Origin of the sequence: Stenotrophomonas sp. TWI1149, from assembly GCF_039673155.1 — a bacterium.
Taxonomy (GTDB): Bacteria; Pseudomonadota; Gammaproteobacteria; order Xanthomonadales; family Xanthomonadaceae; genus Stenotrophomonas; species Stenotrophomonas maltophilia_AA.
Genome location: NZ_JBDJLB010000004.1, coordinates 222,079 through 237,499, shown reverse-complemented (window position 1 = coordinate 237,499; position 15,421 = coordinate 222,079). Strand labels below are relative to the sequence as shown.

Annotated in this window: 13 protein-coding genes; 12 read left to right on the top strand and 1 reads right to left on the bottom strand. The window is 67.8% G+C overall.

Features of this window, described 5'->3' with window-relative positions:
- Nucleotides 1-8 precede the first annotated feature (8 nt).
- The 12 genes from hisG (at nucleotide 9) to ABE424_RS06490 (ending at nucleotide 11,712) form a co-directional block, all read left to right on the top strand.
- Nucleotides 9-920, top strand: coding sequence for an ATP phosphoribosyltransferase (hisG, locus tag ABE424_RS06545; protein WP_121036643.1), 912 nt, complete (start codon nucleotides 9-11; stop codon nucleotides 918-920).
- Complete coding sequence (gene hisD, locus ABE424_RS06540) at nucleotides 917-2,212, top strand: histidinol dehydrogenase (RefSeq protein WP_346490946.1); 1,296 nt, start codon at nucleotides 917-919, stop codon at nucleotides 2,210-2,212. The genes hisG and hisD overlap by 4 nt, the downstream gene beginning before the upstream one ends.
- Nucleotides 2,209-3,297, top strand: coding sequence for a histidinol-phosphate transaminase (gene hisC / locus ABE424_RS06535; RefSeq protein ID WP_346490947.1), 1,089 nt, complete (start codon nucleotides 2,209-2,211; stop codon nucleotides 3,295-3,297). The genes hisD and hisC overlap by 4 nt, the downstream gene beginning before the upstream one ends.
- Nucleotides 3,294-4,367: a bifunctional histidinol-phosphatase/imidazoleglycerol-phosphate dehydratase HisB gene (gene hisB / locus ABE424_RS06530; protein ID WP_346478063.1), complete on the top strand. Its 1,074-nt coding sequence runs from the start codon at nucleotides 3,294-3,296 to the stop codon at nucleotides 4,365-4,367. Before hisC ends, hisB begins: the two co-directional genes overlap by 4 nt.
- Complete coding sequence (gene hisH, locus ABE424_RS06525) at nucleotides 4,364-4,966, top strand: imidazole glycerol phosphate synthase subunit HisH (RefSeq protein ID WP_176989876.1); 603 nt, start codon at nucleotides 4,364-4,366, stop codon at nucleotides 4,964-4,966. The genes hisB and hisH overlap by 4 nt, the downstream gene beginning before the upstream one ends.
- Complete coding sequence (gene hisA / locus ABE424_RS06520; RefSeq protein WP_346490948.1) at nucleotides 4,963-5,697, top strand: 1-(5-phosphoribosyl)-5-[(5-phosphoribosylamino)methylideneamino]imidazole-4-carboxamide isomerase; 735 nt, start codon at nucleotides 4,963-4,965, stop codon at nucleotides 5,695-5,697. The genes hisH and hisA overlap by 4 nt, the downstream gene beginning before the upstream one ends.
- Nucleotides 5,691-6,467, top strand: coding sequence for an imidazole glycerol phosphate synthase subunit HisF (gene hisF / locus ABE424_RS06515; protein WP_070472955.1), 777 nt, complete (start codon nucleotides 5,691-5,693; stop codon nucleotides 6,465-6,467). The genes hisA and hisF overlap by 7 nt, the downstream gene beginning before the upstream one ends.
- Nucleotides 6,457-7,095, top strand: a complete 639-nt coding sequence (gene hisIE / locus ABE424_RS06510) for a bifunctional phosphoribosyl-AMP cyclohydrolase/phosphoribosyl-ATP diphosphatase HisIE (RefSeq protein ID WP_346490949.1) — start codon at nucleotides 6,457-6,459, stop codon at nucleotides 7,093-7,095. The genes hisF and hisIE overlap by 11 nt, the downstream gene beginning before the upstream one ends.
- A gap of 93 nt (nucleotides 7,096-7,188) precedes the next feature.
- Complete coding sequence (locus tag ABE424_RS06505) at nucleotides 7,189-8,787, top strand: calcineurin-like phosphoesterase family protein (RefSeq protein WP_346490950.1); 1,599 nt, start codon at nucleotides 7,189-7,191, stop codon at nucleotides 8,785-8,787.
- A 145-nt stretch (nucleotides 8,788-8,932) separates the two neighbouring features.
- Nucleotides 8,933-9,934, top strand: a complete 1,002-nt coding sequence (locus tag ABE424_RS06500; protein ID WP_346490951.1) for a glucokinase — start codon at nucleotides 8,933-8,935, stop codon at nucleotides 9,932-9,934.
- 33 nt (nucleotides 9,935-9,967) lie between these two features.
- Nucleotides 9,968-10,966 carry a N(4)-(beta-N-acetylglucosaminyl)-L-asparaginase gene (locus ABE424_RS06495; RefSeq protein ID WP_346490952.1) on the top strand — a complete coding sequence of 333 codons (999 nt, stop codon included), beginning with the start codon at nucleotides 9,968-9,970 and terminating at the stop codon, nucleotides 10,964-10,966.
- Nucleotides 10,963-11,712 carry a copper homeostasis protein CutC gene (locus ABE424_RS06490; RefSeq protein ID WP_346490953.1) on the top strand — a complete coding sequence of 250 codons (750 nt, stop codon included), beginning with the start codon at nucleotides 10,963-10,965 and terminating at the stop codon, nucleotides 11,710-11,712. Before ABE424_RS06495 ends, ABE424_RS06490 begins: the two co-directional genes overlap by 4 nt.
- A 134-nt stretch (nucleotides 11,713-11,846) precedes the next feature.
- Here ABE424_RS06490 and ABE424_RS06485 read toward each other — a convergent pair whose 3' ends face one another.
- A complete protein-coding gene (locus tag ABE424_RS06485; protein ID WP_346490954.1) occupies nucleotides 11,847-14,915 on the bottom strand; it encodes a TonB-dependent receptor in 3,069 nt (1,022 codons plus the stop codon).
- Between the last annotated feature and the right edge of the window lie 506 nt (nucleotides 14,916-15,421).

Here is a 15,421-nt window from a genome sequence, read left to right as displayed (position 1 = left end):
CCTCTCCCATGAGTGCAACCCAGACCGCCCCGGCACGTGACCGGCTGCGTATCGCCATCCAGAAGAACGGGCGGCTGGCCGAGCCTGCGCGCAGCCTGCTGACCGCCTGCGGGCTGAGCTGGCGGCAGAGCCGCGACAAGCTGTTCTGCTACGGCGAATCGCTGCCGGTGGACCTGCTGCTGGTCCGCGATGACGACATTCCCGGCCTGATCGCCGACGGTGTGTGCGATTTCGGCATCGTCGGCCGCAATGAGCTGGACGAGCAGGGCGCTGCGCGCCGTCGGATCGGTCTGCCGGACGCCTACCAGGCGCTGCGCGGCCTCAACTTCGGCCAGTGCCGCTTGATGCTGGCGGTGCCGGAGGAGTGGGAATGGACGGGCGTGGAGCAGCTGGCCGGCAAGCGCATCGCCACCAGCTACCCCGCGATCCTGGCCGACTGGCTGGCCGAGCGCGGCGTGGATGCGCAGGTGGTCGAACTGTCCGGCTCGGTCGAGATCGCCCCGCGGCTGGGCACCGCCGATCTGATCTGCGATCTGGTCTCCAGCGGCGCCACCCTGGCCGCCAATCAGCTCAAGCCGGTCGAAACCCTGCTGGAAAGCGAAGCGGTGCTGGCCGGTCCGGTACGCACGCCCGATGATGCCCGCGCCGGCCTGATGGCGATGCTGCTGCGTCGCCTCGATGGCGTCGTGAAGGTGCAGGACAGCAAGCTGCTGATGTTCCGCGCCGCGCTGGATCGCGTCTCCGAGCTGACCCGCCTGCTGCCCGATGCCGATCCGCTGGTGCAGCTGCCCGATGACGGCGGCCACCTGCGTTTGCAGACGATGTGCCACGGTGCGTTGACCTGGCAGCGGTTGGAGGATCTGGAGCGCGCGGGCGCGCAGGGCTTGATGGTATTGAGTGTGGAGCGGTCGCTGGCATGAATCGTTTGACGTGGTCCCAATTGGATGCCGGCGCCCGGGCGCAGGCGCTGCAGCGCCCGGTCCAGGCCGTGGCGGCGCGTACCCGTGAGTCCGTCGCGACCTTGATCGCGGCCGTGCGCGACGGCGGCGATGCCGCGCTGCGCGAGATCACCCTGCGCTTCGACGGGGTGGCACCGGAGAGCTTCGAGATCAGCGAGGCGGAGTTCGCCGCTGCCGAACAGGCCGTCCCGGCCGAACTGCGCCAGGCGATGATCGATGCCGCCGCGCGTATCCGGACCTTCCACACGGCCGGCATGAGCCAGGGGTATGCGGTCGAAACCGCGCCCGGCGTGCGTTGCGAGCGTGTGGTGCGCCCGATCGGTCGGGTGGGGCTGTATGTGCCGGCCGGCAGCGCGCCGTTGCCGTCGACCGCGTTGATGCTGGGCGTGCCCGCACAGCTGGCCGGCTGCCGGGAAGTCGTGCTGTGCACGCCGCCGCGCAAGGACGGCAGTGCCGATCCTGCGGTGCTGGTGGCCGCGCGCCTGACCGGCGTGCACCGCGTGTTCAAACTGGGCGGCGCGCAGGCGATCGCGGCGATGGCGTACGGGACCGACAGCATCCCGGCCTGCGACAAGCTGTATGGCCCGGGCAACAGTTACGTGACTGAAGCGAAGCAGCAGGTGGCCCAGGACGGCGCCGCAGCGATCGACATGCCGGCCGGGCCGTCGGAAGTGCTGGTCATTGCCGACGCCGGCGCCAATCCCGCGTTCGTCGCGGCCGATCTGCTCTCGCAGGCCGAGCACGGTCCGGATTCGCAGGTGCTGTTGCTGACCGACGACGCCGGGATGGTCGACCGGGTTGAAGCTGAGGTTGAAGCGCAACTGGCGCAGCTGTCGCGCGTGGAGATCGCCGCGCAGGCGCTGGCGTCCTCGCGCCTGATCCTGGTCGATTCGCTGGACGATGCGTTCGCGATCAGCAACCGGTATGCCCCGGAACACCTGATCCTGGCGCTGCGCGATCCGCGCGCGTGGCTGGAGAAGGTGGAAGCGGCCGGCTCGGTATTCCTGGGCGACTACACCCCCGAAGCGTTGGGCGATTACTGCAGCGGCACCAACCACGTGCTGCCGACCGCGGGCGCCGCGCGCGCCTACAGCGGCGTCAGCGTGGCCAGTTTCCAGAACCTGATCAGCGTGCAGTCGGCCACCGCCGCCGGCATCGCCGCGATCGGCGAGTGCGCCCGCGTGCTGGCGCGCGCCGAAGGCCTGGATGCGCACGAGAATGCCGTGACCCTGCGCATGGAGGCGGCGGCATGAGCACCGGCTCCCTTCTGTCGCTGGTCCGCGAGGACCTGCAGGCGTTCACCGGGTACTCCTCGGCGCGCAGCAGCGCGCTGGTCGGCGATGTCTGGCTCAACGCCAACGAATCGGCCTGGGCCAATCCGGCTGACGTCACCGGTGGCGCGCGCCGCTACCCCGATCCGCAGCCGGCCGCCCTGCGTGATCGGCTGGCCGAGCTCTATGGCTGCGCGCCGGAGCAGCTGCTGATCGGCCGTGGCAGTGACGAGGCCATCGACCTGCTGGTGCGCGCGCTGTGCGAGCCGGGCCGGGATGCAGTGGTAACCACGCCGCCGGTGTTCGGCATGTACGCCGTCTGCGCCCGCCTGCAGAACGCGCCGGTGATCGAGGTGCCGCTGGTCGAGCGGGGTGATGCGCTCGCCGCCGATATCGATGCCGTGATCGCCGCTGCGCTGGCCGGCACCGCCAAGCTGGTGTTCCTGTGCTCGCCGTCCAATCCCGCTGGCAGCGTGATCACGCTGGCCGAGATCGAGCGCGTGGCCACCGCATTGCAGGGAAGGGCGCTGGTCGTGGTGGACGAGGCCTACGGTGAGTATGCGGAGCAGGCCTCCGCCAGCACCCTGCTGGGCCGCTACGAGAACATCGCCGTGCTGCGGACGTTGTCCAAGGCGCATGCGCTGGCCGCCGCCCGCATCGGCAGCCTGATCGCCGATGCCGCCCTGATCCAGGTACTGCGCCGCTGCCAGGCCCCGTATCCCGTGCCCGCACCCTGTGCCGAGCTCGCGTTGGCAGGCCTTGACCCCGAGAACCTCGCAGTGACCAGCCAGCGCATCGCACAGATCAAGGCCGAACGCGCGCGGCTGCAGGCCGGCCTTGCCACGCTGCCCGGCGTGCTGCGCGTCTATCCCTCGCAGGGCAACTACCTGCTGGCCCGCTTCGCCGACGCACAGGGCGCGTTCGATGCGCTGCTCGCGGCCGGTGTGGTCGTGCGTGACCAGCGCGCCGCGCCGCAGCTGGGCGATGCGCTGCGCATCACCCTCGGCAGCCCGGAACAGAACGACCGCGTACTCGCTGCCCTGACGGCCCGGAGGGCTGCCGCATGACCCCGATTCTGTTCGTCGACCGCGACGGCACCCTGATCGAAGAGCCCGCCGATTTCCAGATCGACGCCTACGAGAAGCTGCGCTTCGTGCGCGATGTGATCCCGGCGATGCTCAAGCTGCGCGATGCCGGCTATCAGTTCGTGATCGTCAGCAACCAGGACGGCCTGGGGACCGAGGGCTATCCGCAGGCCAGCTTCGACGGCCCCAACGACCTGATGCTGCAGATCTTCGCCAGCCAGGGCATTACCTTCCGTGACGTGCTGATCGACGGCACCTGGCCGCAGGACAACGCGCCGACCCGCAAGCCGGGTATCGGCCTGATGCTGCCGTACCTGCAGGACCGCAGCATCGACTGGGCACGCTCGGCGATGGTGGGCGACCGCCTGACCGACATCCAGTTCGCCGAAAACATGAAGATTCGTGGCTTCCAGCTGCGCACCGAACAGTTCGGCGGCGACTGGGACTGGACCTCGATCGCGCACGAGCTGGCCGATGCGCCGCGTCGGGCCACCGTGCAGCGCAACACCAAGGAAACCAGGATCCGGGTCGAGGTCGATCTGGATCGCACCGCCGAACCGCAGACCCACACCGGGCTGCCGTTCTTCGATCACATGCTGGAGCAGATCGGCAAGCACGGCGGCTTCGCCCTGAGCGTGCAGGCCGAGGGCGACCTGCACATCGACGAGCACCACACGATTGAAGACACCGGCCTGGCGCTGGGCCAGGCCCTGCGCGAGGCGCTCGGCGACAAGCGCGGCATCGGCCGCTACGGCTTCACGCTGCCGATGGATGAGACCCTGGCCAGCGCCGCGCTGGATTTCAGCGGCCGCCCGTATTTCGTGTTCGAAGGCGAGTTCAAGCGCGAGCGCGTGGGAGACATGCCGACCGAGCTGGTGCCGCACTTCTTCCGCTCGCTGTGCGATGCGGCGGGCTTGAACCTGCACCTGAGCGTGCGCGGCGACAATGACCATCACAAGGTCGAAGCCTGCTTCAAGGCGCTGGCCCGCGCGCTGCGCCAGGCCCTGCCACGCCAGGGCACCGCGCTGCCGAGCACCAAGGGGGCGCTGTGACCGAGGTTGCGCTGATCGATGCGGGCGGCGCCAACCTCGGTTCGGTCCGCTATGCGCTGGAGCGGCTGGGCGTGCAGGTGCGGCTGGTCCGCGATGCGCAGGGCCTGGAGGGCGTCTCGCGGGTGATCCTGCCCGGCGTCGGCGCGGCCCCGCACGGCATGGCACGCCTGCATGCACAGGGTCTGGTCCAGCCGCTGCGCGACCTGCAGGTGCCGCTGCTCGGCATCTGCCTGGGCATGCAGCTGCTGTTCGATGGTTCTGAAGAAGGCCACGTCGAATGCCTGGGCCTTTTGCCCGGGGTCGTGCGCCACCTTCGCCCTGCAACCGGCATCCGCGTGCCGCACATGGGCTGGAACCGGCTGCTGCCGCTGCGTGAGTCGCCGCTGCTGGCCGGCGTGCCGGCACGGGCGAGTGCCTACTTCGTCCACAGCTACGCCGCGCCGCTGGGCGAAGACACCGTGGCCGCCTGCGATCACGGCGGGCTGTTCGCGGCCGTCGTGCAGCGCGGGCGGCACAGTGGTGCCCAGTTCCACCCGGAGCGTTCGGCCGACACCGGCGCGCGCATCCTGCGCAATTTCATCGAGAACGAACCGACATGAGTTTCATCGTCTATCCCGCCCTGGATATCCGCGAAGGCCGCGTGGTGCGCCTGCTGCAGGGCGACTACGCGCAGCAGACCACCTACGGCGATGACCCGCTGCCGCGGGCGCAGGCGTTTGCCGCGGCGGGCGCGGGCTGGATGCATCTGGTGGATCTGGATGCAGCCCGTGCGGGCGGTTACACCCTGGCACCGCTGCTCTCCTCGATCGCGGCGCAGACCGGCCTGCAGGTGCAGACCGGCGGCGGCGTGCGCTCGCGCGATGACGTTGCGCGCATCCTCGATGCCGGTGCCACCCGCGTGGTGGTCGGCTCGGTAGCGGTCCGCGAGCCGGACACGGTGATTGGCTGGCTGCGCGAATTTGGCCCGGAACGGCTCACCATCGCGCTCGACGCGCGCCAGGCCGAGGATGGTCGCTGGCTGCTGCCGGTGCATGGCTGGACCGAGACTGCCGAGGACACCCTGGACATACTGGCGCAGCGTTACGCCGAGGCCGGCATGCGGCACCTGCTGTGCACGGATATCGCCCGCGACGGCATGCTTTCGGGGCCGAACATCGATCTGTACCAGCATCTGGCGCGCCTGCTGCCGGGCGTGGCGGTACAGGCCTCCGGCGGCATGCGCGATGCCGACGACGTGGCCCAGGCCAAGGCCGTCGGCTGTGACGGCGCGATCCTCGGCAAGGCGCTGCTGGAAGGGCGCATGACCCTGGAAGGAGCGCTGGCATGCTGAGCCGCCGCCTGATCCCGTGCCTGGACGTCCGCGATGGTCGCGTGGTCAAGGGCGTGCGTTTCCGCGACCACGTGGACATGGGCGACATCGCCGAGCTGGCGATGCGCTATCGCGACCAGGGCGCGGACGAACTCGTGTTCTATGACATCGGCGCCAGTCCGGAGGGGCGCGCCGTAGACGTGGCCTGGATCGAGCGCATCGCGCGCCTGATCGACATCCCGTTCTGCGTGGCCGGCGGCATCAGCGATGTCGAGACCGCGCGGCGCGTGCTGCACGCCGGCGCCGACAAGATTTCGATCAACTCCCCGGCGCTGGGCCGGCCGGAGCTCATTGAAGAACTGGCCGATGCGTTCGGCGTGCAGTGCGTGGTCGTCGGCATCGATTCGGTCCGCGAACCGGATGGCGAATGGCGGGTGCGCCGCTTCAGTGGCGACCCGGACAAAACCCAGGCGGTGGCGGTGCGCACCCTGGACTGGCTGGTGGAGGCGCAGCGCCGGGGTGCCGGCGAGATCGTGCTGAACTGCATGGACAGCGATGGCGTCCGCCGCGGCTACGACGTGGCCCAGCTGCGTCAGGCGCGCGCGCTGTGCCAGGTGCCGTTGATCGCCTCCGGTGGCGCCGGCGAGATGCAGCACTTCGCCGATGTGTTCGACCAGGCCGACGTCGATGGCGCGCTTGCCGCCAGTGTCTTCCACAGCGGGGCCATCGCCATTCCCGCGCTCAAGCAGTTCCTGCGCGAGCAGCAGATCGAGGTTCGAGATGTCTATTGAAGTAAATTCCATTGACGTGCGCCCGTCGCGCGCTGCGCTGGCGCAACTGGACTGGGGCAAGGGCGATGGCCTGCTGCCGGTGGTGGTGCAGGATACGGACACGCTGCGCGTGCTGATGCTCGGCTACGCCAACGCGGCTTCGCTGGAGCAGACCCTGGCCACCGGCCACATGACCTTCTACAGCCGCAGCAAGCAGCGGCTGTGGACCAAGGGCGAGTCCTCCGGCAATGTGCTCGCGGTGACGGCCGTGCGGATCGACTGCGACAACGACACCCTGCTGGTCAGTGCGCGCCCGGCCGGGCCGACCTGCCACACCGGAAGCGAAAGCTGCTTCCCGCAGGCGCCGGGCAACTTCCTGGGCCGGCTGGATACCGTGGTGCGCGAACGTGAGCAGCAGCGCCCGGCCGGCAGTTACACCACGTCGTTGTTCGAGGGCGACATCCGCCGCATCGCGCAGAAGGTGGGCGAGGAGGGCGTCGAAACCGCGCTGGCCGGGGTCGTCCAGGACGATGACGCGCTGCTGGGTGAGTCGGCCGATCTGCTGTTCCATCTGACCGTGCTGCTGCGTGCGCGTGGCCTCTCGCTGGACGACGCGGTGGCAGTGCTGGCGGCGCGCCACGCGGGGTAAGCCCGGGCGGCACATCGTTTAACGTCGGTGAAACGCGGTGCAGGCGATGATGTGCGGCTCTACAATCCCCCACCCCCGATCGGACCGCCCTCGATGACCCGTACTGCCGCCTGGCTGGCTTGCCTGCTGTTGATGACTTCGCCTGCCTGGGCTGCCGGCACGACGATTACCGGCAAGGTCTATCAGGAGCGTGACGGCAAGCCGGGGCGCGGGCCGACCGATCCTGGCCTGGCCGGTGTGCAGGTGTCCAACGGCGAAACGATCGTGCGCACCGCCGCCGATGGCAGCTACAGCCTGCCAGTACGCGAGGGCCAGACCGTGTTCGTGATCAAGCCGGACGAGTACCGCTTCCCGGCCGCCGCCAATGGGCTGCCCTCGTACTGGCGCCACTATGCGCCGCAGGGCTCGCCGAAGCTGAAATACGACGGCATCCACGCCACCGGCGGCGCGACCCGCAACTGGGATTTCGCGCTGGAACCGGCCAAGGGCACGGACGCGGCGCGCAACGGCTTCGAGATGCTGGTCTTCACCGATTCGCAGACCGCCAGCCGCCAGGACATCGGCTACTACCAGCGCGCCATCGTCGATCCGATCATCGGCAAGCATCCGGCGCGGCTGGGCACCACCCTGGGCGATATCGTCAATGACGATCTGAGCCTTTACCCGGACATCAACAAGGTCACCGCGCAGCTGCAGGTGCCGTGGTTCCACGTGCCGGGCAACCACGACCTGGACATGGATGCCGGCAACGACGCGCATTCGCTGGACAGCTGGCGCGCTGTATACGGCCCGGATACCTACGCGGTGGAAGAGGGCGGGGCGAGCTTCGTCTTCCTCGATGACGTGGTCTACGACCCCAAGGCCAAGCCGAGCTATGTCGGCGGCCTGCGCGCGGACCAGTTCACCTTCCTCGGCAACTATCTGAAGGGCCTGCCACGCGATCGGCTGATCGTGCTCGGCATGCACATCCCGCTGTTCGATGCGTCGCCGGGCCGCGAGACGTTCCGCCATGCCGATCGCGCAAGGCTGTTCGCGCTGCTCAAGGACTTCCCGAACGTGCTGGTGCTCAGTGGCCACAGCCACACCCAGCAGCACTACTACCACGGTGCCGCCGAGGGCTGGCAGGGCAGCAGGCCGCTGCACGAGTACAACGTGGGCGCGGCCTGCGGCGCGTTCTGGTCGGGCGTGAAGGACAGCAGCGGCACCCCCGATGCAACCATGAGCGATGGCACCCCGAACGGCTATGCGGTGCTCTCGGTCAAGCCCGGTGGTGACTATGGCCTCCGCTATTACGTGGCGCGCGCACCCGACGATTACCAGATCGCCCTGCACGCGCCGAAGGTGCTGCGCCAGGGCGCGTACCCGGCCTGGGGCGTGTACGCCAATGTGTTCATGGGCCAGGCCGATTCGCTGGTGGAGTACCGCGTGGACGACGGCGCCTGGCAGCCGATGAAGCGCGTCGAACAGCCGGATCCGCGCCTGCTGCAGGAAAATGTCGCCGACGATACCGCCGAGCGCCTGCGTGGTTTCGACCGCTCGCCGGAAGCCACGCCGTCGCCGCACCTGTGGCGCGGCGCGCTCCCCACCCACCTTGCCGTGGGGGAGCACAAGGTGGAAGTGCGTGCGGTGCAGGGCGATGGCCCAACCGCGACGGCCAGCACCAGCTACCGCCTGCAGACCGCCAAGCCCTGATCGCGCCGCGGTCGTTTCAGTACGGCGCTGTATGGCAGGTGTGGCTTTGCATTCCCCCGGCGATGCCTGAGAATCGCCGGGATTCAATCGATTCAACCAAGGCAAGCGAGTGAGCGCAGCGGTACCGGTTCCGGCTCAACCTGAGGTGTCGCGGACGGCGGCTCCGCGGGATTCCCACTCTGACACGCTGATCGTGGCCGATGTTGGCGGCACGTTCGCCCGCGTCGCGCTGGCCACCGTGTGCGCGGGCGCTGCGCCACGGCTGAGCGGCCTGCGGCGTTATGCCTGCGCTGATCACCCCGGCCTGGCCGCGATCCTGGCCGACTTCATCGCCAGTCTGCCGGCAGCGCCGGACAGTGCGGTGGTCGCGATCGCCGGGCTGCTGGACGGTGATCATCTGGTCAACACCAATCTGCCGTGGCCGGTGTCGGTCGCGCAGACCCGTCACGATTCTGGGCTGGTGTCGCTGGCGCTCATCAACGATTTCGAAGCGGTCGCCTATGCGATCCCGCACGTAGCGCCGGAATCCATGGTGGCCCTCAACGGCGAACCCGACGTGGGCCCGCGATGGCCCGCGCTGGTGCTGGGCCCGGGCACTGGACTGGGCGCGGCGCTGCGTTTCGAGGGCGGCGAGCGTCCGGTGCTGGCCAGCGAAGCCGGCCACGCCGCGTTGAACGCCTGCAATCCGCTGGAACTGGAGGTGCTCTCGCGCCTGCTGCAGCGCTGGGAGCACGTGGACAACGAGCGCGTGCTGTCCGGGGGCGGCCTGATGAACCTGTATCCCTGCCTGTGCGATATCCGTGGCGCGACACCGCGCTGGACCAGCACGGAGGCCCTGATCGCGGCCGCGCACGAAGGCGACGATCCGGTGGCGGTGGAGACGCTGGAGGTGTTCTGCGCCTGGCTGGGCAGTCTGGCCGGCGATCTGGCCACCACCTTCGGCGCGCGCTCGGTCTATCTGGCCGGCGGCATCTCCACGCGCGTGGACCGCTTCCTGCGCGATGGCCGCTTCCGCGAGCGCTTCCTGGCCAAGGGCGTGATGCAGGAGGTGCTCCGCCAAGTGCCGATCTGGCGCGTGGACCACGGCGAACTCGGCGTGCTCGGCGCGGCGGTCTGGCATGCGGAGCATCGCTGTATCGTCGCGTAGTTCTTCCATTGTCCGATAACTGGAGACGTACCCATGACTGACCGCAGGCGATTTCTCCAGGCCAGTGCCCTGGCGGCCGGCGCCCTCGCGCTGCCGACGCTGCAGGCACGCACCGCCACCGGCGCGCGCGTCGTGTCCACCTGGGATTTCGGCGTAGGGGCCAACCAGGTGGCCTGGAAAACGCTGTCGGCCGGCGGGTCCGCGCTTGATGCGGTGGAAGCCGGCGCACGTTGGGCCGAGAGCGACCTGTGCAACCCCACGGTCGGGCGCTGTGGCAATCCGGATCGCGATGGGGTGCTGAGCCTGGACGCCAGCATCATGGACGGCGACGGCCGCTGTGGTTCGGTGGCAGCGCTCAGCGATATCGCGCATCCGGTCTCGGTGGCGCGCCGCGTGATGGAGCAGACCCCGCACGTGATGCTGGTAGGCGAGGGGGCGCAGCAGTTCGCGATGCAGCAGGGTTTCGAACGCAAGAAGCTGCTCACCCCGGAAGCCGAGAAGGCGTGGCGTGAGTGGCTCAAGACCGCGCAGTACACCCCCGAGATCAATGCCGAGCGACGCAGCCGCCCCGGCGACAGCAGCAACCACGACACGCTGGGCATGCTCGCCATCGATGCCCAAGGGCGCCTGGCCGGTGCCTGCACCACCAGTGGCATGGCGTGGAAGATGCACGGCCGCGTCGGCGACAGCCCCATCATCGGTGCGGGCCTGTACGTGGACAACGAGGTGGGTGCGGCGACGGCCTCGGGGGTGGGTGAGGAAATGATCCGCAATGCCGCCTCCTTCCTGGTGGTCGAGCTGATGCGCCAGGGCCGATCACCGGCCGAGGCCTGCCGCGAGGCGATCGCCCGGGTGGTGCGCAAGCGCCCGGAGGCAAGCAAGACGCTGCAGGTCTGCTTCCTCGCGTTGAACAAGCACGGTGAGGTCGGTGCCTATGCGCTGCATCGCGGCTTCGTCTATGCAGTCTGCGACAAGGACCGGCAGGACGATCTGCGCGATTCCGCTTCGGTGTACACGAGCGAGCAGACGTGAGCGCGCGGCGGCGGGTGCTGGAAATCGCCTCGAATTCGGTGGCCTCCGCATTGGCCGCGCAGCAGGGTGGCGCGGATCGGATCGAGCTGTTCGACAACCTCGCCGAGGGCGGTACCACGCCGTCGCAGGGCAGCATCGCGGTTGCTCGGGACCGCCTGCAGATTCCGTTGTTCGTGCTGATCCGGCCGCGTCCCGGCGATTTTCTTTACACCGGGCTGGAGACCGAGATCATGCTGCGCGACATCGCGTACTGCCGTGCGCTCGGCTGCGATGGCGTGGTGATCGGCGCCCTGGATGCCGACGGTGGCATCGACATGGCGTTGTGCCGTGAACTGGTGGCCGCGGCAGGCCCGCTCGGCATCACCTTCCACCGTGCGTTCGATGCCGCGCGTGATCTGCCGGCGGCGCTGGAGCAGATCGTGACGCTGGGCTGCCAGCGCATCCTGAGTTCGGGCGGGCAGGCCAGTGCCCTGGCCGGTGCGGATGTCCTGGGTGGGCTGGTCGCGCAGGCCGGTGACCGGATTTCGCTGATGGCCGGCGCGGGGATCACTGCGGACAACGTCATCGAGGTGGCCGACCGCAGTGGGTGCGTTGAACTGCACGCCTCCGCGAAGACGACGCAGCCGTCGGCAATGCGTCACCACAATCCCGCGTTGACCGGGTTGTCACCGGACTGGACCGTCACCGACACGGCGCAGGTCAGTGCACTGCGCGCGGCGCTTGATAATAGGGACGGAGGTAGTTAATCCGTGACGCACGGCCGCAATTAACTACCTCCGTCCCTGTTAAGAAAAGCGCCGTAAAAAAAACGGCAGCCGCCTGTAAGAGCGCAGCTGCCGTGGAGGACCGTTGCCCCGCCTGGAGGCGGGGCGGGTGATGCTTAGAACTTCCAGTTCACGCCGAAGTACAGCTGGCGGCCGGCGTAGATGTTGGACAGCAGGCGGGCTTCGCTGTCACCGCCGATGTAGCTCCGCAGCTCGGACTTGGTGGCGTTCAGCACCGAGGCGGTGACCGTCCAGTCCGGGGTGATGTTATACGCCACGTTGAGGTCGAGCTGGTCGTAGGGCTTGGTGTAGGTGGTCAGGCCGTTGTTCAGGCCGCCCACCACTTCGCCACGGCGGTTGTACGAAGCGCGGGCCAGGATCGTGTCGTTCTCGTAGAAGATCGTGACGTTGGCCTGGTTCTTGGCGCTGCCCACCAGCGGCGACGCGCCGATTTCTTCGCCATCCAGCACGATCGAGGCGAGGTTGGTGTCGTTGTAGGTGTAGTTGGCCTGTACGCCGAAGCCCATGTCGAAGGTGTACTGACCGTACACTTCCACGCCCTGCGAAACGCCATCACGACCGTTGGCTTCCGTGGCGTACTTCTGCACGGTGACCGTCTGGCCGCCGACCGTCATCTGCTGGTCGCGCACCACCGGTACCGTGAAGTTGTCCACGTTCTTGCGGAACAGCGCCACACCCGCGGCGGAGCCCGGCTTGAAGTACCACTCCACGCCGAGGTCGAACTGGATGGCTTCGAACGGTTCCAGGTTCTTGTTGCTGCCGGAACCGTACCAGCCCGGGGTGTCAGTACCGCCGGCGACGCGGCGGTCGTTGCTGTATTCCTCGCTGATGTAGTTCAGGCCGCCCGGGTAGGCGATGCTGGTATAGCCCGGACGTGCGATGACCTTCGACGCTGCACCGCGCAGCACCAGGCTGTCGGTGATGTCCCAGGCGATGTTGAAGCTCGGCAGGAAGTCGGTGTACGTCTTGTCGAGCGAGCTGAGCGTGTAGACCTTGTCGCGGACCTGGTTGTCCGGCAGGCGCACGAAGCCGCCCTGGCAGCGCAGGGTCGGATCCGCGGCCGGATCATCGCAGCTCATCGGCGAGCCGTTGGCGTTGTCGACGAAGTAATCGTTGAAGCGCTCGACCGAATCGCTGGACTGGGCGAACTGCTCGGTACGCACCACGCGCACGCCGACGTTGCCGCGCAGGCGTTCGGTACGGAAGTTGGCCTGGAAGTAGCCGGAGTAGATCTTCTCGTTGACGTCGTAGACGAAGTCTTCTTCGGTGCGGTTGTGCGAGCCGCCGTAGGTCTGGTTGAGGTAATTGATGTAGGCCGGGTAGTTGATGCCCGGGAACACGTTGGCGTTGAAGCCACCCGCGATGTTGCTGATCGGGTTGGACAGGAAGAAGCCCGGCTGCGCATCGCCGGCGGTCGAATCGCAGCCGGCCTGGTAGCGGTTGTTGTCGTAGTCGGACGGGTCCAGACCCTGGCACACCCAGTAGGTGTTGCCGGTGTTGCGGTGGACCTTGCCGTCACGGTACTTGGTGCCGAACTGGATCGAGTCGAGCCAGCCGGTCTCGAACAGCTTGGTGAAGTCGGCCTGGAAGTAGTTCTGCTCGACCTCGGTCTGCATCCACGACGAGTCGGTCGAGCCGGTGTCGACTTCGGCGATGCCGGCCATCAACTGCTGCTGCAGGTCCGGCGAGAACTGGACCGACGGTGTACCGGTCAGGTCCCATGCGGTGTACTGATTGCCCGACAGGTAGTCCGCACCGACCTTGCGGCGCGGCTTGGCCGACATGCGGAAGTTCATCGACGGGCCACCCTCGGACCACGTACGGCCACCGGTGAACGACGCCTTCCACAGCGGGCTGATGTCCCACTCGACGGACAGGTCGGCGGTCTGCGAAAGCGCCTTCTCCTTGCTGTAGCCACCGGTCAGCTGCGGGGTGGGCAGGGTGCAATCGTCCGGACCCCAGCCGCCCGGCGCCAGGCCGGCCGCTGCAGCCTGTTCTTCGCTGCAGATGTAGGCCTTGCCCGGCAGCTTCTCGAACTGTGCGCCGGTCACGATGCTGCCGCTGGGATCGAAGTCGAGCCCGTTGAGCAGCCGGCCGCCGGCCCAGTTACCGTCGCCGTTGTAGCGGGCCATGCTCCACTCCGGCACCTTGAGCATGTTCTGGGTGTAATCACCCTGCAGCTCGAAGCGGAAGTAGTTGGCGGTCAGGGTCAGGTTGTCCAGCGGCTTGAACTGGAAGGTCAGCTGGCCGCCCTTGCGCTCGCGCTTTTCTTCCTTCACGGCGAAGTTCACCGAGGTCGGCATGAAGAAGTCGCTGTAGTTGCCGCCGGTCTGGTTGTTGAAACCGGACTGCCCCCACCAGTAGTGGATGCCATCCTGCGGCAGCGCATTGCCGTTGGCATCACGCGCGTCGCCGGCGCCATACCACTGATAGTCCTCGGTGCTGGCTTCCATGGTGCGGCTGGTGCGCTTCTGCTGCGTCACGCCAACCAACACACCGAAGCGTTCGTCCTTGCTGTGCCAGGAGTAGAGCGCCGAGGCCTGCGGATCGATGTCGTGGCTGGTGTCCGACGAGGTGCCTTCCAGGTTCACGTACCCGGAGTTGGCTTCCATATCGAGCGGACGGCGGGTGTGCAGGATCACCGTGCCGCCGATGCCGCCTTCGTCGATGCGCGCTTCCGGCGATTTGAACAGTTCCGCGCTGGACAGCATGTTCGACGGCAGCAGCGTGTAATTGAACGAACGCGACGCCTCGTTGTTGGTTTCCGAGGTGGCGACGTAATTGCCGTTCAACTGGGTGAGGGTCAGGTCGGGCGCGAGGCCGCGCACGCTGACGCTCTTGCCTTCGCCGCCGCTGCGCGTGATCACCACGCCGGGCACGCGCTGCAGCGCGTCGGCAACGTTCTTGTCGGGGAACTTGCCCACGTCCTCAGCGGTGATCACTTCGACCACGGCGTTGGCGTCGCGCTTCTGCTGCAGGCTCTTTTCGATGGCGTAGCGGTAGCCGGTGACGGTCACGCTGTCGAGCGTGGTTGCATCAGGGGTCCCGGTCGCGGCCGGGGTCGCTTGTTGCGCGAACGCGCTGGCGGGCACGACGGCCGCGGCCAAGGCGCTTGCGATGGCCGCGGACAACGTAACGCGGCGGTGCATGCGTGACATCTTCATTCCACTCTCTCCCTCTCCTGGATTGAAACGGTGGCGATACGAATTCTTTGAATCGATCTAATGTTTGAAGCCCATGTTCCAGAGCGTCGAGTTGCCTGGCGCGTCCCGCATGCATCGCGTGGGGCAGTCCCCCGGCTCCCCACTTCCGGCAATCGTGACCGTTTTAAGTTGGATCGATCTAAACGATTGGCGGGGGATTTTTAGCACGACCGCGCGGGCGAAGCATGCTGCTCCGCAATATGGATTCCCGGGGCGCTTTCGCTTGGCGAGGGCACTATCCCCGGCGGCACAGGCCGGACCGCCCCAGCGCTGTGGGTGGGCCGCTGACCATGAATCGGAGTTCCCACCCGGGGTGCCCCGGGAAGAGTGCGCAACGGCATGGGCAGTGAATGGCCGCCCCGGGCAGGGTCATGTTGCAGCGCAGAATGCATCGCCTGAAATTCCCGTGCTTTACTTAAATCGATCTAAATTCACCGGGGTGTGGATTGGGTCGCCCAGTCCAGGGA

What these genes read in the sequence shown, in the direction of transcription:
- hisD (WP_346490946.1), top strand. Translation starts at nt 917, where the DNA reads ATGAATCGTTTGACGTGGTCCCAATTGGATGCCGGCGCCCGGGCGCAG.
- ABE424_RS06505 (WP_346490950.1), top strand. Translation starts at nt 7,189, where the DNA reads ATGACCCGTACTGCCGCCTGGCTGGCTTGCCTGCTGTTGATGACTTCG.
- hisB (WP_346478063.1), top strand. Translation starts at nt 3,294, where the DNA reads ATGACCCCGATTCTGTTCGTCGACCGCGACGGCACCCTGATCGAAGAG.
- hisIE (WP_346490949.1), top strand. Translation starts at nt 6,457, where the DNA reads ATGTCTATTGAAGTAAATTCCATTGACGTGCGCCCGTCGCGCGCTGCG.
- ABE424_RS06495 (WP_346490952.1), top strand. Translation starts at nt 9,968, where the DNA reads ATGACTGACCGCAGGCGATTTCTCCAGGCCAGTGCCCTGGCGGCCGGC.
- hisF (WP_070472955.1), top strand. Translation starts at nt 5,691, where the DNA reads ATGCTGAGCCGCCGCCTGATCCCGTGCCTGGACGTCCGCGATGGTCGC.
- hisC (WP_346490947.1), top strand. Translation starts at nt 2,209, where the DNA reads ATGAGCACCGGCTCCCTTCTGTCGCTGGTCCGCGAGGACCTGCAGGCG.
- hisA (WP_346490948.1), top strand. Translation starts at nt 4,963, where the DNA reads ATGAGTTTCATCGTCTATCCCGCCCTGGATATCCGCGAAGGCCGCGTG.
- hisG (WP_121036643.1), top strand. Translation starts at nt 9, where the DNA reads ATGAGTGCAACCCAGACCGCCCCGGCACGTGACCGGCTGCGTATCGCC.
- ABE424_RS06485 (WP_346490954.1), bottom strand. Translation starts at nt 14,915, where the DNA reads ATGAAGATGTCACGCATGCACCGCCGCGTTACGTTGTCCGCGGCCATC.